Here is a 25,950-nt window from a genome sequence, read left to right as displayed (position 1 = left end):
GTGTATGTGCCTTTCGCCGGACCGTCGGATTTTGGTCAGTCACTCGGATCTTCTTGCTACTTCTGGTGACTTTGTGTCTACAGTGCTTGCGCTGTCCGGCAGGTCCAGACCAAACCACATGCCGGATGCGCACGACCATGCACGGGGGGATCGGCACACACAGCATCACTGCGAGTCTCCCCGCCCGGCTCTGCCAGCACGAGGGGGAATTCTTTTGGACCGCACACGAGCCTCCGCCACAGCAGCCCTGACCGTCGCCGCCGCCTGCGCCGCCCTGCTCACCGGCGCCTCATCCGCGCAGGCTGCAACGTCCTACGTGGGCGACGACTGCTCGTCCAGCGGGAACAAGAAGTGCTTCCGCATCCACTACAACTCACGTTCGGAGACGACGACCCAGTCCAGAAGCGCCTGCCTGGCCACCAATCGTTCCAGGTCCGACCATTACGGCTACTCGCCCAACGGCGCCTCCTACGTCCGCTGGGTCTTCCGCTCCTTCCCCTCCGACGCCTACGGCGGCATGTACCACCCGTGCGACCCCACAGGTGACGGTCAGGGCGTCTACCACAACGCCGCGTCCGCGTGGAATCAGGACCCGTACGCCGCGTACGCGGTGTACTCCGAGACCGGCTACGGAGGCCAGAACAAGTGGTATCCGAAGGCGGACGGCTACGCCCGCAATCTCGGCTCCGGCATCAAGAACCACAACGGCGCACACAAGAGGTATGCCTGATGCGACACACCCGCACGCTCGTGCTCACCGTTACCGCCGCCGCTCTCGCCTTCACCGCGGCCTGCGGAGCCGAGCCCGCAGACGAGTCCGCCGATGTCGGCAGCCGGAGCAAGACGACAGTGCAGGGGATGCAGCTTCCCGATGCCAAGGTCCGAGCCACCTGGCCCCAGCAGGAGGTGGCCTCCGGCCTCGCGAAGGGGATGCGGCTGCCGCTTGAGGACTACATGCTCGGCTACCCCGACATCGTGGACGTGGAGAACGCCAAGGACGTGGTCAAGTCGGCGTGCATGGAGCGCCTCGGTTTCTCCTACACGCCCAAACCCATGGGGCTGGAACCTGCCGTCTCCTACAACGAGATGAACATGGAGCGCCGCTACGGCATCACCGATCCCGCGAAGGCCGCCCGGCTCGGCTTCGCCGTCGAGCAGGACATGCAGAGCAGCGACGACGAAGCGGCGGAGGAGGCTGAACTGGCCCGACAGGACAAGGAATCCTCCGTCCAGGGCTGGGACGAGGCGATGAACGAGACCTGCATCCCCGAAGCGAACGAGAAGGTCGGGGTGCTGTTCTTGACCGATATCGCCGGAGACCTGGCCGGAGAGTCACTGGAGGCCACCCGGGACAAGCCGGCGGTGAAGACCGCGTTCACGGCCTGGTCGTCCTGCATGGCCGACCGCGGGCACCAGGTCAAGGCGCCCACCGACGCGGAAGCCAGGTTCGCGACACCGAAGACGCCGGGCCTCAAACCGAGTGCGGACGAGGTGGAGTTGGCGACCGACACCGTGGACTGCAAGAAGGCCTCCAACTTGGTGGGTGCTTGGCACCAAGCCGAGACGGCCTACCAGGAGGAGCAGGTCCGCGAGCACGCCAAGGAACTGACGGCGGAGAAGGCCGGCAACGCCGCGATGGTGGAGAAGGCTCGGGCTGTCCTCGCCGACGCCGCGAAGTAACCGCCCCGGGTGCCGCCCGAGGAGCGGTATGCCCGTTACAAGGCGCTCAAGAGTGATCTGTGACACCGCTGTGACGGGAGGTGTGGCTTCCGCCACAGCCTGCGGGTTCGGCCCTTGGTGGGGTGGGCGGATGCCCACCCGCCTCCGCACCGTTCCCGCCCTCGTCGCCGGTGTTCTGCTGCTCGCCGCGTGTGGTTCCGAGAGTGCCTCGCCGGGCGGTGACGGGGGGCGGGCTCGCAACGGTGACGGCCTGGTCAGGGCCGAGGCGTTGTGTCCGTCGGACTTCGTGCAGTACGGCGATCTGCCGTCGGCCGGTTCGCCGTCCGGCGGCAGTCGCGCCTCCGGTACGCCGACGCCGCTCCCCCTGCCCTCGCCCGACGGGACAGCCGAGGGTGATGTGAAGGTCACCGGGCTGTATGCCTGGGGGAGCGACAGCGGTTGCGGGGCCGATTTCTCCGCCGACTTCGAGGTGACCAACACCTCGACGGAGAAGGCCGATTACACCGTCACCCTCGGGTTCTTCACGGCAGCCGGAACCATCGTCGACCACGTGGAGCGGACCGTCGCGTCGGTCGGGCCCGGGCGGACCGTCAAGGGGACCGCCGGCCTGGGGGCGTCGCTCGGGGATGCGGCCGACGTGGCGAACGTCAAGGTGGAGAAGGTGCGTAGCGTGCCTGCCGACGAGGCGTCGTCCGCATCGGGGCCGTGTCCCGCGTCCGGGGTGCATGTCTACGCGGACCAAGGGGACGCTGCCATGGGGCTGCGCGTCGTCGGACTGCATCTCGTCAACTGCGGTACGCGGCCCTACTCGCTCAACGGGTACCCGGAGCTCGAACTCCTCGACGAGGAGCACGAGGCCGTGGACGGTGTGCGGATCCTGCACGGGACCGATCAGATCAGCACCGGCACCGGCGGGGGTGGCAGTCCGCAGCCCGTCCTGCTGCAGCCGGGCGAAGCCGCGCAGGCGGGGCTGGCGTGGCGTAACACCACCAACTTCGGCGAACCGGTGCATGCGCCGTACGTTCGCGTGGTGGCTAAGCCGGGTGCCCGCCCCGTGATGGTGGTGCCGGAGCTCGACCTTGGGACGACGGGGAAGCTCGGTGTCGGGCCGTGGGAGAAGGATGAGGAGTTCCGCGGTGACGGCGGCGCTGCGCCGCGGCCGACGGTGGCGCCGTAGGACGCGCTGCGCTCACATGGCGGACGCGTTCGTTGTGTTGTCCCACTCCATATCGGCGGGTCGTTCACGCTTCTACGGTCCCTCCGCATGACACAGACCAGAGCCGCAAGTCAGCGAGTCCTGCTAGGGGCGACCCTTCTCGTCGCCGCCCTGATCGCCGCCTTCCTCACGCCGGGCCGAGCCGCTGCCGCCTCGCTTCAGGAGGTCACCGGGTTCGGGGCGAATCCCGGTGCGCTGCGTATGTTCCGGTACGTCCCCGACGGACTGCCCGCCGGGCGGCCCGTGGTCGTCGCGCTGCACGGGTGCACGCAGAACGCCTCCGGATACGGGACCGGCAGCGGATGGATCCAGCTCGCCGACCGCTGGGGCTTCTCCGTCGTGCTGCCGCAGCAGCAGAGCGCCAACAACGCCTCGTCCTGCTTCAACTGGTTCCAGAGCGGGGACATCGCGCGCGGTCAGGGCGAGGCCGCGTCCGTCGCGCAGATGGCGGACCGGCAGCTCGCCGACACCTCCGGTGACGCCTCGCGTGTGTATGTCACCGGGCTGTCCGCGGGGGGTGGGATGGCTGCCGTCATGATGGCCGCGTATCCGGAGAAGTTCGCGGCGGGCGGGATCGTCGCCGGGTTGCCGTACGGGTGTGCGCAGGCCGCGGGGTCGCCGTATGTGTGCATGTACGTCGGGGCGACGCAGACGCCGAAGCAGTGGGGGGACCGGGTGCGTGCCGCCCGCCCGGGGTACGCCGGGCCCTGGCCGACGCTGGTCGCCTTTCAGGGCACGGCCGACTACACCGTGAAGCCCGTCAATATGACTGACTTGATGCGGCAGTGGACCGATGTGCACGGGGCCGATCAGGTCGCCGACGTGAGCGACAGTGTCGCCGGGTATCCGCATCAGGTCTTCCGGGACGCGGGCGGGCGTGCGGTCGTGGAGACGTACAGCGTCACCGGGATGGGGCACGGGCAGCCCGTCGACCCGGGGAGCGGGAGTGAGCAGTGCGGGAGTGCCGGGGCGTATCTGCTCGACGTGAATCTGTGCGCGGCGTATCGGATGGGGAGGGCCTGGGGGTTGGGCTGAGCCGCCGTGCTCGGCGCGCGCGCCCTTCGGCTCCCTCGCGGCGGCGCGGGCTACTCGAAGGCGCCCGGGCTGCTCGGCGACGTCGGCGTCATCCGAGGACGCCGGCATCGCCGGTGGACGCCGGCGTCACTCAAGCCGCCGGCCTCACTTGAAGGCGTGGACGTTGCGCTTCGCCCACCCGGTGAAGGAGCCGGCCGGGCGGCCGAGGATCCGCTCTATGTCGGGGCTGACCCGCTGCTCGGCGGGGAGGGGCTTGCCGAGGATGTCGAGGGTGCCCTCGATCACCGGCTCGGGCATGAACTGCGCCATGTGAGCGCGCGCCTGCTCGCGGGTCAGCTCCACGAAGCCCACCTGCTCGCCGAGCGCCTCGGAGAGCGCCGCCGCCTGTTCGCGCGGGGTGACGGCGGCCGGGCCGGTCAGCTCGTACGTCTGCCCGGAGTGGCCCTCGTCGCGCAGTACCACGGCGGCGGCCTCCGAGATGTCCGCCGGGTCCACGACCGGCAGCGCCACGTCGGCGAACGGGGCGAGCACCGTGCGCTGCGTGCGGACGGTCTCGATCCAGGCGTAGGCGTTGGAGGCGAAGCCGCCCGGGCGCAGGATCGTCCAGTCCAGGTCCGAGGAGCGTACGGCCTCCTCGAACTCCCGCAGCCGGCCGTGCGAGAGGGCGTCCGGGCGGGTGCCGTTGATCTGTGAGGAGAGCAGCACCACGCGCCGCACGCCGGCCTCCTTGGCCGCGGCCAGGACCTCGACGGCGGGTGCGCCGCCGCCGAGCAGGTCGCCGGCCAGCAGGATGAACAGGGCGTCCGCGCCGTTCAGCGCGGGGCCCAGGGTGGCGGGATCGGCGAGGTCGGCGCGGACATGCCGCGCTCCCTCCGGGAGGTCGTAGGAGAGGGGACTGCGGGATATGGCCGTGACCTTCTCGCCCGCCGTGGCGAGCGCCTCGACGAGCGGACGGCCGACGTTTCCGGAGGCTCCGGTGACAACGATCATGAGGGCTCCCAAAGGCATGAAGAAATGGGCGAGTTGGGTTGGATCGGGGCTGCGTCGGCGACGTTAGCATCCTGCGTATAGTAGGTACCTAGAGGAAAGTGACTTCCCGGGAGGTCCCAATGGGTAGCAGCACCGGCGCCATGAGCGGTGCCGTCCCGCACGGCGGGCAGGTCGAGTCGGAGCTGGCGTGCCCGGTCTCCCCGGTGGTCGACCTCGTCTTCAGCCGCTGGACCACGCCGATCCTGTGGACGCTGAACGAGTTCGGCCGGCAGCGTTTCGTCGAACTCCAGCGCAACATCCGCACCATCACGCCGAAGGTGCTCACCCAGCGGCTGCGTCAGATGGAGCGCGACGGCCTGGTGGTGCGCACGTACCACCCCGAGGTGCCGCCCCGGGTCGAGTACGAGATCAGCGAGCTCGGCCGCAGCCTGGCGCCGATCTTCGCCCACCTCGCCGACTGGTCCGCGGAGAACCTCCAGAAGGTCGAGCGGGCCAGGCGGGAGTTCGACGAGGCCGCCGAGCAGGCGTCGGCGCCTCGCTGACGTATGACCGAGCCGGGACTGCCGGTTCGGACGGAACAGCACCAGCGGCGGATCCAGCGAGCCGGGTGTGAAGGAAGTTCGGTCGGTGGAAGACCGGGGTGCCGGGGTGACGCGGCGCCGTGCCCTGCCCGGCGGGCCGGTCAGGCGGCGCTGGTTTCCTCCTCCGGGGCAGCGTCCCTCTTCTCTTCCCGGGTGCCGTCGTACTCCTCGTCGCCGGCTGTGTCCTCCGCGTCCAGGGCGGTGGCGCGTGACGCGAGGAGGGACACGGCCCGGTCCGGGGTCAGCTCCAGCGTCAGGAGGATCTGCGGCATCGCGATGCTCGGCAGGAGGTGGCGGAACATGGTGATCACCCGGCGCGTCAGGTCTTTACGCTGGCATAGGACCTGGGACGTCCACTGGATGCCGGTGAAGGAGCCGGAGAGCAGCTCCGCCGTCTCCGCCGGGTTGACGTGTGGCAGCAATTCCCCGCGCTCGCGCGCCTCGACGAGCACCTCGGTCAGCCGGTCCGCCCAGGACTGGAACGGCCTGCCGTGGAACGGGTTCCCGCCCTCGGCGCTCTCGCTCCACTGGTCCATGGCGAGACCGACACTGGCCCGGGTCAGCGGGTCGTGCTGCAGTTGGTGCGCGAACAGCAGCCCTTGGTCGACGAGTTCCTGCAGCTTCGTCCGCTGCCGAGGCAACGGTCCCAGTTCCAGCTGCGCCGCAATCACCCCGAGGGCCAGCTCTTCCTTGGAGGTGAAGTGGAAGTAGAGCGCGCCCTTGGTGACGCCGGCCCGCGCGATGATCTCCGTGATCGTGGCCGTGCTGTAGCCCCGTTCGTCGAACACCTCGGCCGCCGCCAGCAGGATCGACGTGCGGGTCTGGATTGCTCGTGCTTGACGTGCCATGCCTCCGCGCCTGTTTCTCTGTCAGAGCTCGGTCAGGTCCCCGCGCAAAGAGAACCGGACCGCCCGTCTCTTGTCGAGGGGCAACGGTCCCCGCAGAGCCTGCTTGCCGCGTAGGCCCAGCGATCCCTTCCTACGACGCCCCGCCGCACGGCCTGCATACCGGACCGACGCCCCGGTTCCGATGCCGCGGTTCTGATGCCGCGGTTCTGATGCCCCGGTTCTGACGGCGCGGTTCTGACGCCGAACGGCCGGATCACGGGCGAGCTCTGTCACCGCCCGGATCCGGCGGGTCGTTTCACCGTCGACTGACTGCGCCTGTCCGAGCAGCTCCGGCGGGGTGAGCCGAGCGCCGAGGAACTCGCGGCGCTCACGGCCGTGTTGCCTCTGCGCCTGACGACCCAGGACGAACCGGATATCTCCATCCAGTCTGGCAATATCCGACGGACTCCAAGCGCACTCGAGTACAGCACGCCACCCCCCTCCGGGCACCACAGATCACCGACTGTTCACTCATCCCGGCACCGGCACCGGCACCAGCACCGGATCAAGGTGAGTCAACCGCACCGGAAACACGTCCGACATCCGGCTCCACCCCTGGCCCCCGAAGTGCACCGAGCACCACGAACCGTCGGCAAACCCGACCTCGTGGTCACCGCCCGCCACGTCACTGCGGTCCCGGATCCAGGTCACGTTGCGAAGATCCGTGCCCCACCCCACCTCGGCCGCACCGGCCCTGCCGGTGAGGAAGCGCGCCTGGGACACGTACACCACCTGCACCCGGCGGTCGGTGACCTGCATCAGCACGGCCGTGCTGTTCTTGGTCCGGGGCGTCACGGCGCGGGCGAGGTGCCCGGCCATGCTGTCCCAGCCGCCGTGGAACGGCTCGCCCGGCTTCTTCTTCCCCTTCGGCTCACGCTCCGTGATCGATTCGACGAGCGCCTCAACCGGGTTCCACGTGACGCCATAGAGCCTCGCGGCCCCGAGGACGGGGAGCGTCAACCAGCTCCCGAGCGTCCGGCGCTCCCAGCGCAGAGCTCGCGGGCGGCGGAAACAGCCGGGCCTCGGTGCCCGTTCGGCCAGGAAGACGCCGTGCTGACCGAGCAGCACCTCACCCGCCGGCACCAACGCCCTCGCCCGCTCGACCGTCTCCCGGCCGCGGTCCGTCCTGCTCACCCGAAACCTTCCCTCACCCGTTCACGCCACCCCCCGCCGCGCCGTACTGGCCCGCTCGGTCATCCTCGGCGGCAGCAACGTCGTCTCCGGTACAGCTTTCCCGTCGAGCTTCCGCATCAGCAACTCGACCGCCGCCGCCCCGATTTCGGCGGACGGCAGCGCGACGGAGGTGACCGGTACGCGCTGCGACTCGGCGAGTTCGTCGGGGCAGATCGCGGTGACCGACAGATCCCCCGGCGCCCGCAGCCCCAACTCCTCGAAGGCGTCGACCAGCGGCTCCAGGACGGCCTCGTTGTGGACCACCACGCCCGTCAACGCCGGGTGCTCGCGCAGCAGTTGCCCGGCGACCGCGCGGGCCGCCGCCGGGGACGGCTCGCAGGGGTGCACCGCGGACGTCAGCCGGTTCCGGTCCACGGCCGCCGTGAAGCCCTGCACCACCCGCTGGGCGAACGCCGTCCCCCGCACGTACACCTCCGGCGGCGACCCCACCAGCGCCACCACCCGATGCCCGAGCCGCGCCAGATGCTCCACGCAGGCCTCACCGGCCGCCGTGAAGTCCAGGTCGATGCAGGTCAAGCCGTCCGTGTCCGCCGGGAGCCCGATCAGCACCGACGGCCGGTCCAGCTCCCGCAACAGCGGCAGCCGCGGATCGTCCAACTGCACGTCCATCACGATCAGCGCGTCGACCAGCCCCGTCTCCGCGACCCGCCGCAGCCCCTCCTCGCCCTCCTCCTGCGTCATCAGCAGCACGTCGTGGTCGTACCGTCGCGCCGTCGTCACCACCGACACCGCGAACTGCATCACCACCGGCACATCGATCCCGGCCCGCAGCGGCACCACCAGCGCCAGCACGTTCGACCTGCCGCTGGCCAGTGCGCGGGCGCCGACGTGCGGGCGGTAGCCGAGTTGGCGGACGGCCTGCTCCACGCGGCGCCGGGTCTCCTCCGAGATCGGGCGTTTGCCGCTCAGCGCGTACGACACCGTGCTGGGGGAGACCCCGGCGTGCCGCGCCACGTCCGTGATCTTCACCATCAGCCGAGCTCCACCGTCAGGAACCCGATCCCCGCCTGGGCACGCACCTCGCGCTCCCCGGCCGTCAGCCCCCACGGCGCGGACGGGTCACCGCAGGAGGCCCGCAGCGTGTCGCCCTCCCGTACGACCGTGAAGTCCACCTCCCCGACCCGCACCGTCACCTGCGCGCCCCGCTCCAACCCGTACGCCCGCAGCGTGACCCCGTCGGCATGGTCGTAGTCGGGCCGGTCGTCGACCGCGCCCAGCGGGATCACCGCACCCGGCCGCACCAGCAGCGGCACACTGAGGAACCCGTGCCGCTCACGCACCCAGCGCGGGCCTGTCACCGTCTTCCCGCCGAGGAAGTGGGTCCAGGTGCCCTCGGGGACGTAGTACGCGACGTCCCCCTCGTCGCTGAAGACGGGGGCCACCAGCAGGTCCGGGCCGAGCATGTACTGCCGCTCCAGATGTGCGCACCCGGGGTCGTCCGGGAACTCCAGCACCATCGCCCGCATCATGGGCACGCCCTCGGCGTGGGCGGTGCGCGCGGCCTCGTACAGATAGGGCATGAGCCGCAGCTTCAGGCGGATGAAGTGGCGGGCCACGTCCACCGACTCCTCGTCGAACAGCCACGGGACCCGGTACGACGACGACCCGTGCAGACGGCTGTGCGACGACAGCAGACCGAACGCCAGCCATCGCTTGAACAGCGCCGGCGACGGGGTGCCCTCGAAGCCGCCGATGTCGTGGCTCCAGTAGCCGAAGCCGGACAGGCCGAGCGACAGGCCGCCGCGCAGCGACTCCGCCATCGACTCGTACGTCGCCTCGCAGTCGCCGCCCCAGTGCAGCGGGAACTTCTGGCTCCCCGCCGTCGCCGAGCGGGCGAAGACCACCGCCTCCTCCTCGCCCCGGTGCTTGCGCAGCACGTCGAAGACGGTGCGGTTGTAGAGGTACGTGTAGTAGTTGTGCATGCGCTCCGGGTCGGAGCCGTCGGACCACTGCACGTCGACCGGCACCCGCTCGCCGAAGTCGGTCTTGAAGCAGTCGACGCCCTGCGCGAGCAGCGCCTCCAGCTTCGCGGCGTACCAGTCGCGGGCGGCGCGGGAGGTGAAGTCGACCAGCGCCATGCCGGGCTGCCACAGGTCCCACTGCCACACGCTGCCGTCCGGCCGCTTCAGCAGGTGCCCGAGCGCCTTGCCCTCCGCGAACAGGGGCGAGCGCTGCGCGATGTACGGATTGATCCAGACACAGATCCGCAGGTCCTTCGCCTTCAGGCGGGCCAGCATCCCCTCCGGGTCCGGGAAGACCCGCGGATCCCACTGGAAGTCGCACCAGTTGAACTCGCGCATCCAGAAGCAGTCGAAGTGGAAGACGGAGAGCGGCAGTTCGCGCTCCCGCATGCCGTCCACGAAGGACGTCACCGTCTCCTCGTCGTACGACGTCGTGAAGGACGTCGACAGCCACAGGCCGAAGGACCAGGCGGGCGGCAGCGCGGGGCGGCCGGTCAGGGCCGTGTACTTGCGGATGATGTCCTTCGGGGTCGGGCCGTAGATGACGTAGTACGTCAGCTCCTGGGTCTCCGCGCTGAACTGCACCCGGGAGACGACCTCGGAGGCCACCTCGAAGGAGACCTTGCCCGGGTGGTCGACGAAGACGCCGTAGCCCGCGTCCGTCAGATAGAACGGGACGTTCTTGTAGGCCTGCTCGGTGGCCGTGCCGCCGTCGGCGTTCCAGATGTCGACGACCTGGCCGTTCTTGACGAGCGGGCCGAAGCGCTCACCGAGGCCGTACACGGACGTGCCGACCCCGAGCCCGAGCTGCTCGCGCAGATAGTGGGCGCCCGTCGCGTCCCGCATGATGCCCATGCCCTTGGGGCCGCTGGAGGTGAGGGTGCGGCCGTGGGCGAGGAAGTCGACGTGCCAGGTGCCCGTGCGGGCGACTCGGACCGACAGCTCGCCGGAAGTCAGCGTCGCGTGCTCCTCGTCGTACGCCACCTGTCCGGGGACGTCCTGCTCGGTGAGCTCGAACTCGGGCCCGCGCGGCTGCTCGCCCTCGAAGTGTGTGAAGGTGACGCCGATGACGTCGGGCATCGGGGCGTGGGCGCTGATCGTCACGACCGGTCCCTTCAGCAGGTCGCCGCGGTGGCGGATGGGCTGGGTCGGCGCGTGGATCTCCAGGGCGCCGTCCGTGGCGGTCACGTCCAGGACCTGCACCGGGTGGGCGGCGGTGACGCCCTCGCGCAACAACCAGTAACCGTCGGAGAACTTCACGTGAGGGGTCCTTACTTGACTGCACCCACGGCGATGCCGCGGGTGAGGGTCCGCTGGAACACGAGGAAGAACACGATCGCGGGGAGCACGCCCAGCAGGGCGGCGGCGTTGGTCATCGTGGCGTCCATCAGGCGCTGGCCCTGGAGCACGCCGAGGGCCACCGACACCGTCTGGTTGTCGTTGGAGATCAGCATGACCAGGGGGAGCAGGAACTCGTTCCAGGTCCAGACGAAGAAGAAGACCAGGAGCACACCGATGGTGGGGCGGCTGACCGGGACGACGATGCGCCACAGGATCTGCCATGTGTTCGCGCCGTCGATCCGGGCGGCCTCGATGATCTCGCGGGGGAACCGGCCCAGGACGGACGACAGCAGGTAGGTGCCGAAGGCCGCCTGGATCACCGTGAACACGATGATCACGCTCAGCCGGGTGTCGTACAGGCCGGCCTCTTTGCTCAGGTAGTAGATCGGGTAGACCAGCGCCTCCTGCGGCAGCATGTTGGCCAGCACGAAGAAGGCCAGCACCCAGGTGCGGCCCTTGATGCGGCCGATGCCGATCGCGTAGGCGTTCAGGACCGACAGGACCGCCGCGAGGACGGCCACCAAGCCGCTGATCCACAGGGAGTTGAGGAGTTTGCGGCCGTAGTCGACGCGGTCCCAGAAGTCCTTCAGGCCGTCGAGGTAGAGGCCCTCGGGAAGGCTGAGCGGGCCGTTCTGGGAGTACTCCGCCGGGGACTTGACGGCGTTGACGGCGACGATCAGGAAGGGTACGACCATGAAGAGGGCCGCGAGGCAGAGAGCGACCAGGACGGGGGAGCGGCGCAGGGCAGTGGTCATGCTCGTCATGCGCGGGTCCCTTCCTCGGCGTCCTCGGCCCGGGTCTGCAATCTCAGGCCGACGAGGGACAGCAGCAGGACGATCACGGTGAGGACCGTGGAGATCGCGGCGCCGTAGCCGACCTGGGTCTTCTCGAAGAACGTGGTGAAGGAGAAGTAGGAGGGCACGTTCGTCGCCCCGCCCGGGCCGCCCTTCGTCAGGACGTACACCGCGCCGAACACCTTCAGCGCGGCGATCGTGCACCAGGTGAGGACGACATACGTCTCCGGGCGGATCTGCGGCAGCGCGATGTGCCAGAAGCGGCGCCACCAGCCTGCGCCGTCCAGCTCCGCCGCCTCGTACAACTGCGGGTCCACGCGCTGCAGTCCGGCCATGAAGACGACCAGCGGGAAGCCGATCTGGACCCAGACCATGACGCCCATGACGGAGTACAGCGCGATGTCCGGGTCGCCGAGCCAGTCCTGCTGCCAGGAGCCGAGTCCCACGGCCTTCAGCAGTTCGTTGAGCGAGCCGTTCTCGGGGGCGAGGATCCAGCTCCAGACGATGCCCGCGACCGCGATCGGCAGCACCTGCGGGAGATAGAAGCAGGCGCGCAGGACGGCGACGACCTTCGAGCCGTAGTGCTTGCCGATGTAGTCGAACAGCGCGGCGGCCAGCACCAGCCCGATCACCGTCGGTACGGCCGCCATCGCGACGACCATGAACAGGCTGTGCCGGAAGGACGCCCAGAACTCGGAGTCGTCCAACAGCTCCCGGTAGTTGGCGAGCCCGGACCACGTCGGGCTGCCGATGCCCTGCCAGTCGGTGAAGCCCACGTAGGTGTTCATCGCGAACGGCAGGACGACGATCGCGAGGAAGGCGAGGGCACCGGGCAGCAGGAACAGGGCGTAGGAGTCGCGCGGACGCGTGCGGCGCGGACTGCCGGGCCGGTGCTTGCCGGCGGCCCGCGCGCCCCGTTCGACGATGACCGTCATCGCTTCGGCGCGCCCTTGTCGTACGCCTCCTGCAGAGCGGTGAGGTAGTCGTCCGGTTCCGTGCTGCCGGTCATCAGCTTCTGTGTCTCGGCGACCAGGACGTCGTAAAAGCCGGTGACCGGCCAGTCCGGGTAGAAGGCCAGGCCGTCGCGCTGGGAGAGCGTGTTGAAGTTCCCGATCAGCGTCTTGGACTTGGGGTCGGTGATGGCGCTCGCGTCGGCCGCGACCGGGACGCCGCCCTTGTTGCCGAGCAGGTTCTGGATCTTCTTCGACATGGTGATGTCGATGAAGTCGTAGGCGAGGTCCTTGTTCTTCGCGTTCTTGGGGACCACCCACAGGTTGCCGCCCGAGCCGAGGGTCAGGTCCGAGCCGGGCCACAGGAAGGTGCCCCAGTCGAACTCCGCCTCCGCCTGGAAGCGGCCGTACCACCAGCTGCCGGAGAACAGGATGGGTGCCCTGCCCTGGATGAAGGAGACGCCCGCGTCCTCGGCCTTGGTGCTGGTGGACGTCTTGCCGATGTAGCCCTTCTTCACCCAGTCGGCGAAGGTGGTCGCGCCGTACGTCCAGGCCGCGTCGTGGAAGTCGGTCTCGCCCTTGTACAGCTCGTAGGCGTCGACCCACGAGCGGTCGGCCTTGGTCAGGGCGAGCTGGTAGAGGTACTGCTGGGCCATGTACTCCGCGCCCGCGTTGGCGAGCGGGGTGACGCCCGCGGCGACGAACTTGTCCATGGCGGCGGTCAGTTCGTCGAACGACTTCGGCTCGGCGATCTTGTGCTTGGCGAACAGGTCCTTGTTGTAGAAGACCATCGTGTACTCGGCGTAGTTGGGCACGCCGTACCACTTGCCGGAGCCCATGACCCCGTTCGTGTCGTACACGCTGGTCGTGCGGACACCGGCGCTGAGCTTCTTGTCCCAGCCGCGCGCGGTGGCCTCGGCGGTCAGATCGGTGAGCAGGCCCTGCTTGGAGAGCTGGCCGGCCGTCGCGTTGCCCTTGTTGTACTCCATGATGTCGGGCGCGTCCGAGGAGTTCAGGACCATGGGCGCCGTCTTCTGGATCTGCTCGAAGCCCTTCTCCTCGAACTTCACCTTCACGCCTGGGTGCTGGGCCTCGAACTCCTTGATGGCCTCGGTCCAGGCCTGGCCCATCGCGCTGTCGGGGCCCTCGTAGTGCCAGAGGCGGAGCGTCTTGCCGTCGGAGGAGCCGCTGTCCGAGTCACCGCAGGAGGCCAGCAGCAGCGATCCGGTGAGCATCACCGCCGTGGCCGCCACACGCCTTCGTGCCGTCGACATCCTGTGCCTCCAAAGGAGTCGGATGGGTATCGGGCCTGTGTCACGCAGCGTTGGATACGTCGAATCGATTCGATGCGTGACGTCGAAGCGCTTCGACAGCCGAAGTTATGCGTGGCTTCTGGGGGCGTCAATGGGTTGCACGGGAATTCGTTGAAACGGTTCGACGGTTGGCTCGGGCGCTTGGCCACTCAACTGCCGTGTGCCGTACGGCTATTGCGGTTCGGACAGGCGGACGCCCACCGGGGGCGTCGGACCATGGCGACGTGGTGCGTCTCCGGGCGGGCCGCCGGGGCTGCGCTCGGGCATCTACGCGGCGTTCTCGGCGGAGGGCGCCAATCGATCAGCCCCGCGCCCCTTCAAGGCGTTGCCGCGAGCGCGATGAGCAGGGCGGCGGCTGCCGCCGTGACCGGGACGCCGTATGCCGTCGTCGGGGACAGGTGCTCCGCCAGCCAGCCGCCGATCGCGCTGCCGCACGCGATCCCGCCGAGCAGTGCGGTCACCGCGAGCGACATGCCCTCGTTGAGGCGGCCGTCCGGGGTGCGCTGCTGGACCAGGGCCATGTTGGTGATCATGGTCGGGGCCGTGGCCATGCCGGAGATCAGCAGGGCGGCCGACAGCAGCAGGAGCGAGCCGGTGAGGGACGCGGCGAGCAGGGGCAGCGTCAGCAGGGCGGTCATCGCGGCTATGCACCACCGGTAGCGGTACTCGGCGGTACCGGAGAGCCGGAGTCGGCCGTACCAGAGGCCCGCCGCGCAGGAGCCCGCCGCCTGCAGGGCGAGCACCGCGCCCGCCGCCGTCCGGTGGCCCTGCGCGTCCGCGAACGCGATGGTGACGACCTCCGTCGAGCCGAACACCGCGCCCATGGCGAGACAGACGGCCAGCAGCGGGGGCATGCCGGGGGCGCGAAGGGGTGACGTGGCGGTCGTACCGGAGGTGTCGCCGGATGTATCGGCCGTACGGCCCCGAGGCGGCGGTTCCGTCGACCGCTGGGCCGCGAAGACCAGCACGCCCGTCACGAGGAGCACCACCCCGACCAGCGTCCCGGCCTCCGGGAAGAACGTCCCGCAGAGGAAGGCGGCGAGTACCGGGCCCAGCATGAAACACAGCTCGTCGGCGGCCTGTTCGAAGGAGTTCGCGGTGTGCAGGGACTCGGCGTCGCCCTTCAGCAGATGGGCCCAGCGGGCGCGGGACATGCCGCCGGTGTTGGGTGTGGTCGCGGTGGCGGCGTACGCGGCGAAGAGGGTCCAGTCGGGGGCGCCGTAGCGCACGCACAGCAGCAGCGCGAGGCTGCCCAGCGCCGCGAGGAGCGTGGCGGGTACGGCGATCCGGGCCTGCCCGTACCGGTCGACGAGCCGCGCGACGAAGGGGGCGACCAGCGCGGTCGCCGCGAGGCCGGTCGCGGTGACGGCCCCGGCGAGGGCGTACGACCCCCGCGAACCGGCGATCATCACGACCGCGCTCACGCTGAACATGCCCATGGGCAGACGGGCGATCAGGTTCCCGGCGGTGAAGGCACGGGCGCCGGGGCGGGCGAGGAGCCGGCGGTACGGGCCCGGCGGGCGACGCCCTTTGCTCCTCGCCCGGGAGCCGAAGTCGACGGCGACGAGGGTGTCGGCGGTGACGGTGAGCAGGGGAGGTGCCGGGGCGTTCGAGGAGTTCGTGGAGTTCGTGGAGTGCGAGGAGTTCGTGGAGTGCGAGGAGTTCGAGGAGCTTGAGGCGTCCAGGGCTTCCCTGTAGGGCGATTGCGGCATGGGTCCACCGTCGCCCGGAGTGGATCAAGGGGTCCAACACCTGTTCGGCGCTGATTCACGCGCCTGTGTTGTAAGTCGCCCCCGGGCTGTAGGTTCGCCGCATGTCCGCCCATCTCGCTCACCTCGACCCCCGCCTCCTGCGCGCCTTCCTCGCGGTGGCGGAGGAGCTGCACTTCACACGCGCCGCGGCCCGTCTGTACGTCGCCCAGCAGGCGCTCAGCCGGGACGTACGGCGGCTGGAGCGGGAGCTGGGCGCCGAGCTGTTCGTGCGGACGACGCGGCAGGTCACGCTGACGGGCGACGGCGAGCGGCTGGTGCCGTACGCCCGCCGCGCCCTGCAGGCCCAGGACGACCTGCTCGCCGCCTTCGGCCAGGCCCGCCCCCTGCTGGTGGACCTGAACTCGCCGGGCCTGGTCACCGGGCGCAGGATTCTGCACCGGGCCCGCGAACTCGCCCCCGAGCACGAGCTGATGGCCCGCTACGAGAGCGGTCTGACGGGTGCGGCCGGCGAGATCGTCGCGGGGCGGCTGGACGCGTCCTTCGGCCGGTTCGCGGGGCTGGATCCGGCGCTGCGGGCGGGCCTCGACCACCAGCCGGTCCGCTACGAGCCGATGGCGATCCTGCTGCCCGAGGACCACCCGCTGGCGGAGCTGGAGCAGATACCGCTGGCCGTCCTGACCGGCGAGACCGTGTACGCCGGTGCCGGCAACCCCCGCACCCCGGAGTGGACCGACCTCGCGCACCGGCTGTTCGACGGGCGGGGAATCGAGGTGGCCCCGCCGGCGCCGCTCGCCGTCGGTGACGAGGAGTTCCAGCGGATCATGGCCAAGATGCGGAACCTCGTCCTCGTCGTCATCGACTTTCCGGCCATGCCCGGTACCGTGCTGCGCCCCTTGACCGATCCCGTACCCCTCTCACCCGTGTCACTGGTGTGGCGAAAGGGCCTGGTGCACCCCGCGTTCGACGCCCTTCGACGCGCTGCGGCACAGATCACCGCCGAGGAGAGCTGGCTGGTGAGGCCCGCCGGGGGATGGATTCCGGCCATCGATTTGGCCACTGGGAGCGTTCACAACTGACACGCGGCAACCACGAAACCTCCGCGTGCGCTACATTCATGGCCTGAGCACGGTGTGGTAAAGGGGGGCGCTCGGCCGGGTGGGGGCTCGGTACGGCGACGGGTGCTCAGAGTCGTGCGCGCACCCAGAACGGTCCCGTGGGGGGATGTGCGTGCACGTGAAGAACTGGCGAGAAGACGCCCAACCGGAGTGGCCCGAGGCCGCCTACAGATCCGGTGGTGGTTCTTCCGCGGGGGGTTCCAGGGGTGACACCCAGGCATTCCCGGCGACCGGGGAGACCGAGGTCCCTGGTCAGGGCCTTCGCTCCCGATCCGAGGCAAGGGAGACGGAGATACCTCACGGTGGCGGGCGTGCCTCTTCGGGCGCCGACGCGACAGCGATCCTGCGAGTCCGCCCCAAAGCGGCCGCTTCCGATGCCGACGAGACCGCGGTGCTCCCGGCGGTCGGGGAGGCGGCCGAGGGACGCCGGGCCGGCGGGAACGGGAAGACGGACGCGTGGTCGGCTTTCGACCGGCCGTCGGCCCCGCGGAACGACACGTTCGCGGCCCCTACGAGCGACGCGTTCCCGGCCCCCACGAGCGAGGCGTTCCCGGCCCCCAGAGCCGACGCGTTCCGGTCCAGCACATCCCAGTCCGCTGGAACCAGCGCATACCAGTCGGCCGGAACCGAAGCGTTCCCGGCGCCCGCCGAGACACGCATATCCGCGGTACGTGACCCGTGGAGCGAGCCCGAGGAGCCCGCCCGCCCCGATGCGTCCGCCGCGTCCGGCGCCACTCACGATCCCCACGAGGTCACCGTCCAGCTCGACGGCGTAGGCCTGCACCTCGACAACATGCTGCGCGCGGCCAAGAGTGCTCCGGCCGGCGGCGCGGACGCCTCCGACGGGCCGGTGTTCGTCGACGAGTCGGGCCGCCGCAGCCGCCTCTACCGCCGTATCGGCATGGCCGTGGGCCTCGCGTGCGCGGTCTACGCCGTGGTCATCCTCGCCACGCTCCTGTCCGGCAACTCCGACGCCCCCTGGCTGCCCGTGGAGAACCCCAAGGACGAGCAGCCCGCCGGCCAGGTCGACACCCCGCCGCTGCCCGCGGACTCCGCACCGCAGCCCTCCGGCACCGGCAGCGTCTCCCCGGGGACCTCCCCGACGGCCAGTCCCGGTACGTCCCTGTCCCCGGACGCCGACGCCACCGCACCCGGCACCTCCGCCGGTGCCGAGGACCCGGCCGCGTCCGCCGACCCCAAGCCGACCGTGACGAGGAACACCACGAACCCGGGCACGGATCCCACCCCGGACCCCGACCCGACCACCGAGCCCACCAGCGACCCCGACCCCACCCCGACGGACGGCGGCGGCCCCACCCTGGAGCCGACCGACACGCCGACCACCGTCGACCCGGGCACCGGCACGGTCGCCAACGGTCCGAGCGACCCGACCCCCCTCGCACAGGAGCCGGACGACACCGCCTCCTCGTCCGCCGCCCCGTCCCCGGAGTACACCCTCTGATGGCCTCCCGCACCCGCCGTCACAGGCCCGCGACCGGAGCCCGTGACGGCTCCCCGCGGCGCCGCGTGCCCATGCGCCTGCTGCTGCCTCTGCTCGTTCTTGTCGCGCTGATGGCGATGCTGATGCTGCGCGGGTACGTCCACAACGAGATCCTGGCCGACCACCGCGTCCAGCCCGCCGCCGCCTCCGACAAGGTGCCGGAGCAGATCCTCAAGGGCGGCCCCGTCATCGACACCCGCAGCGGCCGCACCGAGAGCCTGCGCCTGCAGGACCACCGACTGGTCCTCACCTTCGACGACGGCCCGGACCCGACCTGGACCCCCAGGGTCCTGGACGTGCTGAAGAAGCACGAAGCGCACGCTGTCTTCTTCGTCACCGGCACCATGACCTCGCGCTACCCGGACCTGGTCCGCCGCATGGTCGAGGAGGGCCACGAGGTCGGTCTGCACACCTTCAACCACCCCGACCTGTCCTACCAGTCGAAGAAGCGCATCGACTGGGAGCTGTCCCAGAACCAGCTGGCGATCAGCGGCGCGGCCGGCATCCGCACGTCCCTGTTCCGCCCGCCGTACTCCTCCTTCGCCGACGCCATGGACAACAAGTCCTGGCCGGTGACCGAGTACATCGGCAAGCGCGGCTACATCACGGTCGTCAACAACACCGACAGCGAGGACTGGCAGAAGCCCGGCGTCGACGAGATCATCCGCCGGGCCACGCCCGAGGGCGGCAAGGGCGCGATCGTCCTGATGCACGACTCCGGCGGCGACCGCAGCCAGACCGTCCAGGCACTGGACACGTTCCTCCCGGACATGAAGGCCAAGGGGTACGAGTTCGACAACCTCACCGAGGCTCTCGACGCGCCCAGCGCGCACACGCAGGTCACCGGCCTGGACGAGTGGAAGGGGAAGGCCTGGATCTTCCTGGTCCAGGCGTCGGACAACATCACGGCCGTCCTGGTGGTCGGTCTGGCGGTGATCGGCTTCCTGGTCATCAGCCGCTTCGTGCTGATGCTGCTGCTGTCGGGCATCCACGCCCGCCGGGTGCGCCGCCGCGGCTTCCGCTGGGGACCGCCGGTCACCGAACCGGTGTCGGTGCTGGTCCCGGCGTACAACGAGGCCAAGTGCATCGAGAACACCGTCCGTTCCCTGATGGCGAGCGAGCACCCGATCGAGGTGATCGTCGTCGACGACGGATCGAGCGACGGCACGGCTAGGATCGTCGAGGCGATGGGCCTGCCGAACGTCCGCGTCATCCGCCAGCTCAACGCGGGCAAGCCCGCCGCGCTCAACCGCGGCCTCGCGAACGCCCGTTACGACATCATCGTGATGATGGACGGCGACACCGTCTTCGAACCGGCCACGGTCCGCGAACTGGTCCAGCCCTTCGGCGACCCCCGCGTGGGCGCCGTCGCGGGCAACGCGAAGGTCGGCAACCGGGACTCCCTCATCGGCGCCTGGCAGCACATCGAGTACGTGATGGGCTTCAACCTCGACCGCCGTATGTACGACATCCTGCGCTGCATGCCCACGATCCCGGGCGCGGTCGGAGCGTTCCGCAGGTCCGCCCTGGAACGGGTCGGCGGCATGAGCGACGACACCCTCGCCGAGGACACGGACATCACCATGGCGATGCACCGGGACGGCTGGCGCGTCGTCTACGCCGAGAACGCCCGCGCCTGGACCGAGGCCCCGGAGTCGGTCCAGCAGCTGTGGTCCCAGCGCTACCGCTGGTCGTACGGCACGATGCAGGCGATCTGGAAGCACCGCCGTGCCCTGGTGGAGAAGGGCCCGTCGGGCCGCTTCGGCCGGGTCGGCCTGCCGCTGGTGTCCCTCTTCATGGTCCTGGCACCGCTGCTGGCCCCCCTGATCGACGTCTTCCTCCTCTACGGCCTGATCTTCGGCCCGACGCAGAAGACGATCGGCGCCTGGCTGGGCGTCCTGGCCATCCAGCTGGTCTGTGCCGCGTACGCCTTCCGCCTGGACAAGGAGCGCATGACCCACCTGATCTCGCTCCCGCTCCAGCAGATCCTCTACCGCCAGCTCATGTACGTCGTCCTGCTCCAGTCCTGGATCACCGCCCTCACCGGCGGCCGCCTGCGCTGGCAGAAGCTGCGCCGCACGGGTGTCGTCGAGGCACCCGGGGGACCGGTGCCGCGGCAGCGGGCGGCAGGTACGCGTGACGGTGATCGGAGGCCGGTGGGATGACGCAGGGATATCAGCCGATGGGGACGGGCGCTACCGGCGCTACGGGCGCGCAGGCCGGGCCCTCGGGGTCGGCATGGACGACGGCGCCGTACGCCGTCCCGCAGCAGCGCACGACGGAGCCGGTGCAGGAGCTGGTGCCGGAGCCGGAGCGGGCCCCGACGCCCCCCACGGCCGCCGCACCCGCGCCCAAGAAGCAGGCCAAGCCGGGCCGGGACCGCTACCTGGACCTGCTCCGCTCGATAGCCCTGGTCCGTGTGGTCGTCTACCACCTCTTCGGCTGGGCGTGGCTGACGGTGCTCTTCCCGTCCATGGGCGTGATGTTCGCCCTGGCCGGCTCACTGATGGCCCGCTCGCTGAACCGCCCGGCGTGGGGTGTGATCCGGGGCCGTATCCGCCGATTGCTGCCCCCGCTCTGGGCGTTCAGCGCGGTGGTGCTGGCGCTGATGTTCGCGGGCGGCTGGAACCCGACGAAGAACACCGAGGACAGCCCCGCCTGGGCGCTGCTCGAACTGTTCAACTACATCGTCCCGATCGGCGCACCGCCGTTCCCCTGGCACATCGGCTCCAAGTCCGGCCTGCTGGAGGACACATGGGCGGTCCAGGCGGCGGGTGTGCTGTGGTACCTGCGCGCGTACCTGTGGTTCGTGGTGGCATCGCCCCTGCTCCTGTGGGCCTTCCGCAGGGCCCCCTGGCCGACGCTGCTCGCCCCGCTGGGCCTCACGGCGGTCGTGGGCACGGGCCTTGTCTCCATCCCCGGCGAAACAGGCAACGCGGTCACGGACTTCGCCGTCTACGGCAGCTGCTGGGTCCTGGGCTTCGCCCACCACGAGGGCTTCCTGGCGAAGATCCCGCGCTATGTGGCCGTCTCCAGCTCGGCGCTCGTGATGGCCTTCGGTCTGTGGTGGGCGTCGGGTCACCTGGGCCCCGACGGCTGGGACCTGAACGACATCCCGCTGGCCCAGGCGACCTGGTCCTTCGGCTTCGTCGTGATCCTGCTCCAGTACTCCCCGTCATGGCAGGAACTGCCGGGCAGACTCGCGAAGTGGGACAAGCTGGTCACCCTGTCCAACAACCGCGCGGTCACGATCTACCTCTGGCACAACCTCCTGATCATGGCCACGGTCCCGATCCTCGACCGGCTGTACGACCTCCCGTTCATGGAGAACGAGCGAGCCACGGCAGCGCTCGACTCGACGTACATGATCTGGATGTTCTTCCTGGTCTGGCCGTTGATCGGATTGATGATCGCGGCAGTGGGCTGGGTCGAGGACCTCGCGGCCAAGCGGAGCCCGCGACTGTGGCCCAACGGCACGAAGAGCCCCCGAAGGCGCTCGTCCCGGGCGGGTCACCGCGCGAAATAGGGGGCTGGTCCGGGCACGCGTGGGGCATCAACTGGGCCGAGTTGACGGCCGCCGGTTACTCATCACGCAGCGCGGCCGTTTCCGGCAAGGTTCCACCAAGATCCTGTGAACTCGGCCGATCGGCGTTCCCGCTGTCAGACCCTCGTGGAACACTGACCGGGTTGCGGAAGTGAACGGGGTCGCCGGGGCGGGCCGGTGGGGGAGCGGGTGGCTGATGAGCAAGCGGCAAGTGCAGAAGATGCTGCGGTTGATGGCGGGCGGAGGGCCCGTCGAGCTCACCAGTCCCATGGCCTCCGTGAAGAAGCTCGCCACGCTGGCCTTCATCGCCCAGCAGTTCGGGTACGAGTACGTGGACGTACGGCAGAGCAGCGGGCGCAACGGCGCGCTGATCATGATGATCGCGCCCGACCCCAGCCCTCAGGCCCGCGCACGCGCCCTGCAGAACTGGGCGCAGTACCCGAACGCCGGTGACGGGGTCTCCGTACCGCCCCTCGTGCCCGACGCCTTCGAGCTCCTCAAGGCCCGTATCAACTTCGACCTCACCGGCAAGAACGCCGAGAAGCGGGCGGGCTACGCGGCCATCGGCCTCACCATTGGCGCCGGGATCCTCGGGGTGCGGCTCGGCGCCGACGCCTCCGCCTGGATCGCGGCGCTGATCACATGGGCGTTCTTCATGGCGATCCTCGGCGTGGTCTTCTTCGTCAACCGCAAGCGCAACGCCAAGTTCGCGGCCCGGCTGCAGGCCGCCGGGTTCACGCCGGTCACCGAGGAGAGCGGGCGGGTGCGGTACCTGCCGCCCGGCGCGCAGATGCCGGGGCAGTACGCCGCCGGGCCCTATGGCCAGCAGGCCCCGGCTCCCGCTACCGCCCCGGGCAACCCCGCCGGCGCCGGTTACGGGCAGCAGGCCCCCGGCCCGTACGCCGGCCAGCCCGCCGCGCCGGGCGCGTACCCAGCCCAGCCTGCAGCGCCTGGCGCCTACCCGACCCCCGGGCCGTACGCCGGCCAGCCCGCCCCGGGCCTCTACGGCGCCCCCCAGGCCCCAGGGCCGTACGCCTCCCCGCAGCAGCCCCAGCCCCAGCCGCCGTACGGCCCGCCCCAGCCCCAGCCGCCGTACGGCCAGCCACAGCCCTACCAGCAGCAGAGCCCCCAGCAGTCCCAGCAACCTCAGCCGCCCCACCCCCAGCAGAACCCCCACTGGCAGCCCCCGCAGCGCTGACAGCCGCGGGGACCTTTCGCGGCCCTTCGCCCGCCCCTATATCTCGCCCTTATATAGGGACGACCAACACAACCTCTCATCCCCCCTCCCCGCCGGGTGAGAGCAAAGTTCCTTTCCGGTCACCCGATGCCACAGCCCGGAAACGAGCCCTCCCTACCTTCGGGACCAGTCACTCATCGTGCGACCGAGCCCCGAAGTACCGTGGAGGCGTCATGACAGCCCCTAGCACAGCCCCCGCCCCAAACAGGGGAGGCCGCTGGATCGATCACTGGGACCCCGAGGACGAGACCTTCTGGAACGAGACCGGGGAGAAGGTGGCCAAGCGGAACCTCTTCTTCTCCGTCCTCTCCGAGCACATCGGGTTCTCGATCTGGACCCTGTGGTCCGTGATGGTGCTCTTCATGGGACCGGAGTACGGGCTCACCCCCGCCGACAAGTTCACCATCGTCTCGATGGCCACGCTGGTCGGCGCGATCGTCCGGGTGCCGTACACCTTCGCCGTCGCCATCTTCGGTGGCCGGATGTGGACGGTGATCTCGGCGAGCATGCTGCTCCTGCCGACGATCGCCGCGTTCGCGGTGATGGAGCCGGGGACGTCGTTCACCACGTTCCTGCTGTGCGCGATGCTGGCCGGTGTCGGTGGCGGAAACTTCGCCTCCAGCATGACCAACATCAACGCCTTCTTCCCTCTGCGCAAGAAGGGATGGGCGCTCGGCCTGAACGCCGGCGGCGGCAACATCGGCGTGCCCGTCGTGCAGCTGATCGGCCTCGCGGTCATCGGCGCCAGCGGCGGCCCGCGCGTCCTGCTCGGGATCTACATCCCGTTCATCGTGATCGCCGCCGTCCTCGCCTGGCTGAAGATGGACAGCATCTCGTCCGTCAAGAACGACACCGGTGCCGCCAAGGACGCCGTGAAGGACGCCCACACCTGGATCATGTCCTTCCTCTACATCGGCACCTTCGGTTCGTTCATCGGCTACAGCTTCGCGTTCGGGCTGGTCCTGCAGACCCAGTTCGGCCGTACGCCGCTCCAGGCCGCCTACGTCACCTTCATCGGCCCGCTGCTCGGCTCCCTGATCCGCCCCCTGGGCGGCGCCCTCGCCGACCGGTTCGGCGGCGCGAAGATCACGCTGTGGAACTACGTGGGCATGGGCGCGGCGACCTCGATCATCATCGTGGCCTCGATGCAGAAGTCGCTGGCGCTGTTCACCACCGCGTTCATCGCCCTGTTCATCCTGTCCGGCGTCGGCAACGGCTCGACGTTCAAGATGATCCCCGGCATCTTCCACAACAAGGCCCTCGCCAAGGGACTCACCGGGGACGCGGCCGCCGCCTACGGCCGCCGGCTCTCCGGTGCCTCCATGGGCCTGATCGGCGCGGTGGGCGCGCTCGGCGGACTCGGCATCAACCTCGCCTTCCGCCAGTCCTTCCTCTCCGTGGGCTCCGGCACCGGCGCCTTCGTCGCCTTCCTCGCCTTCTACGGCGTCTGCTTCGCGGTCACCTGGGCCGTATACCTTCGCCGCCCGGCCGCCTCGGAGACCCACGCCACATCGGCCTCGGAGGCAAAGCCGCAGCTCAGCTACGCCGAGGTGTGACGTAACACTGCTGACATCAAGCCGAACCGAGCCTGTCACGCACCGTTGACAGGCTCGATCGGCATGCAGGTGTACCCACCAAGGGTGCGATCAGGAGCCGCTCCCGGCCACCCTCGGTGCGAACCACCTGGCGCAGGCACCACAACTCGAGTGCGGGACGAGAGTTATGTACGACGAACAGCAGCAACCGGAACACGGGCCGCTCGCGGGCTTCACCGTGGGTGTCACCGCCGCGCGCCGGGCCGACGAGCTCGGGGCGCTGCTCCAGCGACGCGGCGCCGCCGTCCTGCACGCCCCTGCCCTGCGCATCGTGCCGCTCTCCGACGACAGTGAGCTGCTCGCCGCCACCAAGGAGATCATCCAGCGGACGCCGGACGTCGTGGTCGCCACGACCGCGATCGGCTTCCGGGGCTGGATCGAGGCCGCCGACGGCTGGGGGCTGGGCGAGGACCTGCTGGCACGGCTGCGCGAGGTCGAGCTGCTCGCGCGCGGGCCCAAGGTCAAGGGGGCGGTACGGGCCGCCGGGCTGACCGAGCACTGGTCGCCGTCCAGCGAGTCCATGGCCGAGGTGCTGGACCGGCTGCTGGAGGAAGGCGTGGAGGGGCGCCGTATCGCCGTCCAGCTGCACGGTGAGCCGCTGCCCGGGTTCGTGGAGGCGCTGCGGGAAGGGGGCGGGGAGGTGCTCGGGGTGCCGGTCTACCGGTGGCTGCCGCCGGAGGACATCGGGCCGGTCGACCGTCTGCTGGACGCCACCGTCTCCCGTGGCCTGGACGCCCTGACCTTCACCAGCGCCCCGGCCGCGGCGTCACTGCTGTCGCGGGCCGAGGAGCGGGGGCTGCTCGCGGAGGTGCTGGCCGCGCTCAACCATGACGTCCTTCCGGCCTGCGTCGGTCCGGTCACCGCGCTGCCGTTGCAGGCGCGTGGCATCGACACGGTGCAGCCGGTGCGGTTCCGGCTCGGTCCGCTGGTGCAGTTGCTGTGCCAGGAACTGCCGGGGCGGGCCCGTTCCTTGCCGATCGCCGGTCATCAGGTGGAGATCCGGGGGCATGCGGTGCTGGTCGACGGGGCGTTGCGGCCCGTGCCGCCCGCGGGTATGTCCCTTCTGCGGGCCCTGTCCCGCCGCCCGGGCTGGGTGGTTCCGCGGGCCGATCTGCTGCGTGCGTTGCCGGGGGCGGGGCGCGATGAGCATGCGGTGGAGACGGCGATGGCTCGGCTGCGTACGGCTCTGGGGGCGCCGAAGTTGATCCAGACGGTGGTGAAGCGGGGGTATCGGCTGGCGCTGGATCCGGCGGCCGATACGAAGTACGCGGACGTGTAAGGAGGCACCCGGCGTTGGTGTCGCC

General features: G+C 70.1%; 21 protein-coding genes. 12 read left to right on the top strand and 9 right to left on the bottom strand.

The features are described 5' to 3' along the window. Window positions 1–214 precede the first annotated feature (214 nt). The 4 genes from ACQEV2_RS16630 (at window position 215) to ACQEV2_RS16615 (ending at window position 3,931) form a co-directional block, all read left to right on the top strand. On the top strand, window positions 215–730 hold the full coding sequence (locus ACQEV2_RS16630) for a hypothetical protein (protein ID WP_433041284.1): 516 nt from the start codon (window positions 215–217) through the stop codon (window positions 728–730). Then, complete coding sequence (locus tag ACQEV2_RS16625; protein WP_433041281.1) at window positions 730–1,680, top strand: hypothetical protein; 951 nt, start codon at window positions 730–732, stop codon at window positions 1,678–1,680. Before ACQEV2_RS16630 ends, ACQEV2_RS16625 begins: the two co-directional genes overlap by 1 nt. 130 nt (window positions 1,681–1,810) lie before the next feature. Next, entirely contained in the window at window positions 1,811–2,857 is a 1,047-nt protein-coding gene (locus tag ACQEV2_RS16620; protein WP_433041278.1) for a DUF4232 domain-containing protein, read from the top strand. Between the two features lie 87 nt (window positions 2,858–2,944). Further along, the gene (locus ACQEV2_RS16615; protein WP_433041275.1) at window positions 2,945–3,931 is read left to right on the top strand and encodes an extracellular catalytic domain type 1 short-chain-length polyhydroxyalkanoate depolymerase; all 987 of its coding nucleotides are present in this window, start codon (window positions 2,945–2,947) and stop codon (window positions 3,929–3,931) included. 144 nt (window positions 3,932–4,075) lie between these two features. Here the strand turns inward: ACQEV2_RS16615 and ACQEV2_RS16610 are convergent, their stop codons facing one another. Beyond that, window positions 4,076–4,921: an SDR family oxidoreductase gene (locus tag ACQEV2_RS16610; RefSeq protein ID WP_433041272.1), complete on the bottom strand. Its 846-nt coding sequence runs from the start codon at window positions 4,919–4,921 to the stop codon at window positions 4,076–4,078. A 119-nt stretch (window positions 4,922–5,040) separates the two neighbouring features. On the opposite strand from ACQEV2_RS16610, the gene ACQEV2_RS16605 reads away from it, so the two are divergent. Beyond that, on the top strand, window positions 5,041–5,463 hold the full coding sequence (locus ACQEV2_RS16605; protein WP_433041268.1) for a winged helix-turn-helix transcriptional regulator: 423 nt from the start codon (window positions 5,041–5,043) through the stop codon (window positions 5,461–5,463). A gap of 140 nt (window positions 5,464–5,603) precedes the next feature. Here the strand turns inward: ACQEV2_RS16605 and ACQEV2_RS16600 are convergent, their stop codons facing one another. From ACQEV2_RS16600 to ACQEV2_RS16565, 8 genes are all read right to left on the bottom strand, one after another. Then, the gene (locus tag ACQEV2_RS16600) at window positions 5,604–6,350 is read right to left on the bottom strand and encodes a ScbR family autoregulator-binding transcription factor (protein ID WP_433041265.1); all 747 of its coding nucleotides are present in this window, start codon (window positions 6,348–6,350) and stop codon (window positions 5,604–5,606) included. Between the two features lie 510 nt (window positions 6,351–6,860). Continuing rightward, complete coding sequence (locus tag ACQEV2_RS16595; RefSeq protein WP_433041262.1) at window positions 6,861–7,523, bottom strand: hypothetical protein; 663 nt, start codon at window positions 7,521–7,523, stop codon at window positions 6,861–6,863. A gap of 21 nt (window positions 7,524–7,544) precedes the next feature. Continuing rightward, window positions 7,545–8,555 carry a LacI family DNA-binding transcriptional regulator gene (locus ACQEV2_RS16590; protein WP_433041259.1) on the bottom strand — a complete coding sequence of 337 codons (1,011 nt, stop codon included), beginning with the start codon at window positions 8,553–8,555 and terminating at the stop codon, window positions 7,545–7,547. Further along, complete coding sequence (gene yicI / locus ACQEV2_RS16585) at window positions 8,555–10,804, bottom strand: alpha-xylosidase (protein ID WP_433041256.1); 2,250 nt, start codon at window positions 10,802–10,804, stop codon at window positions 8,555–8,557. The genes ACQEV2_RS16590 and yicI overlap by 1 nt, the downstream gene beginning before the upstream one ends. 11 nt (window positions 10,805–10,815) lie before the next feature. Then, the gene (locus tag ACQEV2_RS16580) at window positions 10,816–11,640 is read right to left on the bottom strand and encodes a carbohydrate ABC transporter permease (protein WP_433054491.1); all 825 of its coding nucleotides are present in this window, start codon (window positions 11,638–11,640) and stop codon (window positions 10,816–10,818) included. Window positions 11,641–11,645: 5 nt separating this feature from the next. Beyond that, window positions 11,646–12,614, bottom strand: a complete 969-nt coding sequence (locus ACQEV2_RS16575) for a carbohydrate ABC transporter permease (RefSeq protein WP_433041253.1) — start codon at window positions 12,612–12,614, stop codon at window positions 11,646–11,648. Next, entirely contained in the window at window positions 12,611–13,903 is a 1,293-nt protein-coding gene (locus ACQEV2_RS16570; RefSeq protein WP_433041250.1) for an ABC transporter substrate-binding protein, read from the bottom strand. Before ACQEV2_RS16570 ends, ACQEV2_RS16575 begins: the two co-directional genes overlap by 4 nt. Window positions 13,904–14,259: 356 nt before the next feature. Continuing rightward, window positions 14,260–15,654: an MFS transporter gene (locus tag ACQEV2_RS16565; protein ID WP_433041247.1), complete on the bottom strand. Its 1,395-nt coding sequence runs from the start codon at window positions 15,652–15,654 to the stop codon at window positions 14,260–14,262. A 101-nt stretch (window positions 15,655–15,755) separates the two neighbouring features. Between ACQEV2_RS16565 and ACQEV2_RS16560 the strand changes: the two genes are divergently transcribed. The 7 genes from ACQEV2_RS16560 (at window position 15,756) to ACQEV2_RS16530 (ending at window position 25,925) form a co-directional block, all read left to right on the top strand. After that, a complete protein-coding gene (locus ACQEV2_RS16560; RefSeq protein ID WP_433041244.1) occupies window positions 15,756–16,730 on the top strand; it encodes a LysR family transcriptional regulator in 975 nt (324 codons plus the stop codon). Between the two features lie 430 nt (window positions 16,731–17,160). Beyond that, window positions 17,161–18,231, top strand: a complete 1,071-nt coding sequence (locus ACQEV2_RS16555; RefSeq protein WP_433041241.1) for a hypothetical protein — start codon at window positions 17,161–17,163, stop codon at window positions 18,229–18,231. Beyond that, window positions 18,231–20,435, top strand: coding sequence for a glycosyltransferase (locus tag ACQEV2_RS16550; protein ID WP_433041238.1), 2,205 nt, complete (start codon window positions 18,231–18,233; stop codon window positions 20,433–20,435). Before ACQEV2_RS16555 ends, ACQEV2_RS16550 begins: the two co-directional genes overlap by 1 nt. Window positions 20,436–20,452: 17 nt before the next feature. Beyond that, on the top strand, window positions 20,453–21,796 hold the full coding sequence (locus tag ACQEV2_RS16545) for an acyltransferase family protein (RefSeq protein WP_433041235.1): 1,344 nt from the start codon (window positions 20,453–20,455) through the stop codon (window positions 21,794–21,796). Window positions 21,797–22,010: 214 nt separating this feature from the next. Further along, entirely contained in the window at window positions 22,011–23,012 is a 1,002-nt protein-coding gene (locus ACQEV2_RS16540; RefSeq protein WP_433041232.1) for a hypothetical protein, read from the top strand. A gap of 212 nt (window positions 23,013–23,224) precedes the next feature. Next, window positions 23,225–24,607, top strand: coding sequence for a nitrate/nitrite transporter (locus ACQEV2_RS16535; RefSeq protein WP_433041229.1), 1,383 nt, complete (start codon window positions 23,225–23,227; stop codon window positions 24,605–24,607). A 166-nt stretch (window positions 24,608–24,773) separates the two neighbouring features. After that, entirely contained in the window at window positions 24,774–25,925 is a 1,152-nt protein-coding gene (locus ACQEV2_RS16530; protein ID WP_433041226.1) for a uroporphyrinogen-III synthase, read from the top strand. The last annotated feature ends 25 nt before the right edge of the window (window positions 25,926–25,950 follow it).

The sequence above is a fragment of the Streptomyces sp. CA-251387 genome, from assembly GCF_050936625.1.
Classification (GTDB): Bacteria; Actinomycetota; Actinomycetes; order Streptomycetales; family Streptomycetaceae; genus Streptomyces.
Note: the sequence above shows the minus strand (reverse complement) of the source record. Positions and strands in the feature narration are given on the sequence as shown.

Coding starts and splice junctions, on each gene's coding strand:
- ACQEV2_RS16615 (WP_433041275.1), top strand. CDS start 2,945: ATGACACAGACCAGAGCCGCAAGTCAGCGAGTCCTGCTAGGGGCGACC.
- ACQEV2_RS16600 (WP_433041265.1), bottom strand. CDS start 6,350: ATGGCACGTCAAGCACGAGCAATCCAGACCCGCACGTCGATCCTGCTG.
- ACQEV2_RS16550 (WP_433041238.1), top strand. CDS start 18,231: ATGGCCTCCCGCACCCGCCGTCACAGGCCCGCGACCGGAGCCCGTGAC.
- ACQEV2_RS16565 (WP_433041247.1), bottom strand. CDS start 15,654: ATGCCGCAATCGCCCTACAGGGAAGCCCTGGACGCCTCAAGCTCCTCG.
- ACQEV2_RS16530 (WP_433041226.1), top strand. CDS start 24,774: ATGTACGACGAACAGCAGCAACCGGAACACGGGCCGCTCGCGGGCTTC.
- ACQEV2_RS16610 (WP_433041272.1), bottom strand. CDS start 4,921: ATGATCGTTGTCACCGGAGCCTCCGGAAACGTCGGCCGTCCGCTCGTC.
- ACQEV2_RS16625 (WP_433041281.1), top strand. CDS start 730: ATGCGACACACCCGCACGCTCGTGCTCACCGTTACCGCCGCCGCTCTC.
- ACQEV2_RS16620 (WP_433041278.1), top strand. CDS start 1,811: ATGCCCACCCGCCTCCGCACCGTTCCCGCCCTCGTCGCCGGTGTTCTG.
- ACQEV2_RS16575 (WP_433041253.1), bottom strand. CDS start 12,614: ATGACGGTCATCGTCGAACGGGGCGCGCGGGCCGCCGGCAAGCACCGG.
- ACQEV2_RS16570 (WP_433041250.1), bottom strand. CDS start 13,903: ATGTCGACGGCACGAAGGCGTGTGGCGGCCACGGCGGTGATGCTCACC.
- ACQEV2_RS16560 (WP_433041244.1), top strand. CDS start 15,756: ATGTCCGCCCATCTCGCTCACCTCGACCCCCGCCTCCTGCGCGCCTTC.
- ACQEV2_RS16590 (WP_433041259.1), bottom strand. CDS start 8,555: ATGGTGAAGATCACGGACGTGGCGCGGCACGCCGGGGTCTCCCCCAGC.
- ACQEV2_RS16545 (WP_433041235.1), top strand. CDS start 20,453: ATGGGGACGGGCGCTACCGGCGCTACGGGCGCGCAGGCCGGGCCCTCG.
- ACQEV2_RS16580 (WP_433054491.1), bottom strand. CDS start 11,640: ATGACCACTGCCCTGCGCCGCTCCCCCGTCCTGGTCGCTCTCTGCCTC.
- ACQEV2_RS16535 (WP_433041229.1), top strand. CDS start 23,225: ATGACAGCCCCTAGCACAGCCCCCGCCCCAAACAGGGGAGGCCGCTGG.
- ACQEV2_RS16605 (WP_433041268.1), top strand. CDS start 5,041: ATGGGTAGCAGCACCGGCGCCATGAGCGGTGCCGTCCCGCACGGCGGG.
- ACQEV2_RS16540 (WP_433041232.1), top strand. CDS start 22,011: ATGAGCAAGCGGCAAGTGCAGAAGATGCTGCGGTTGATGGCGGGCGGA.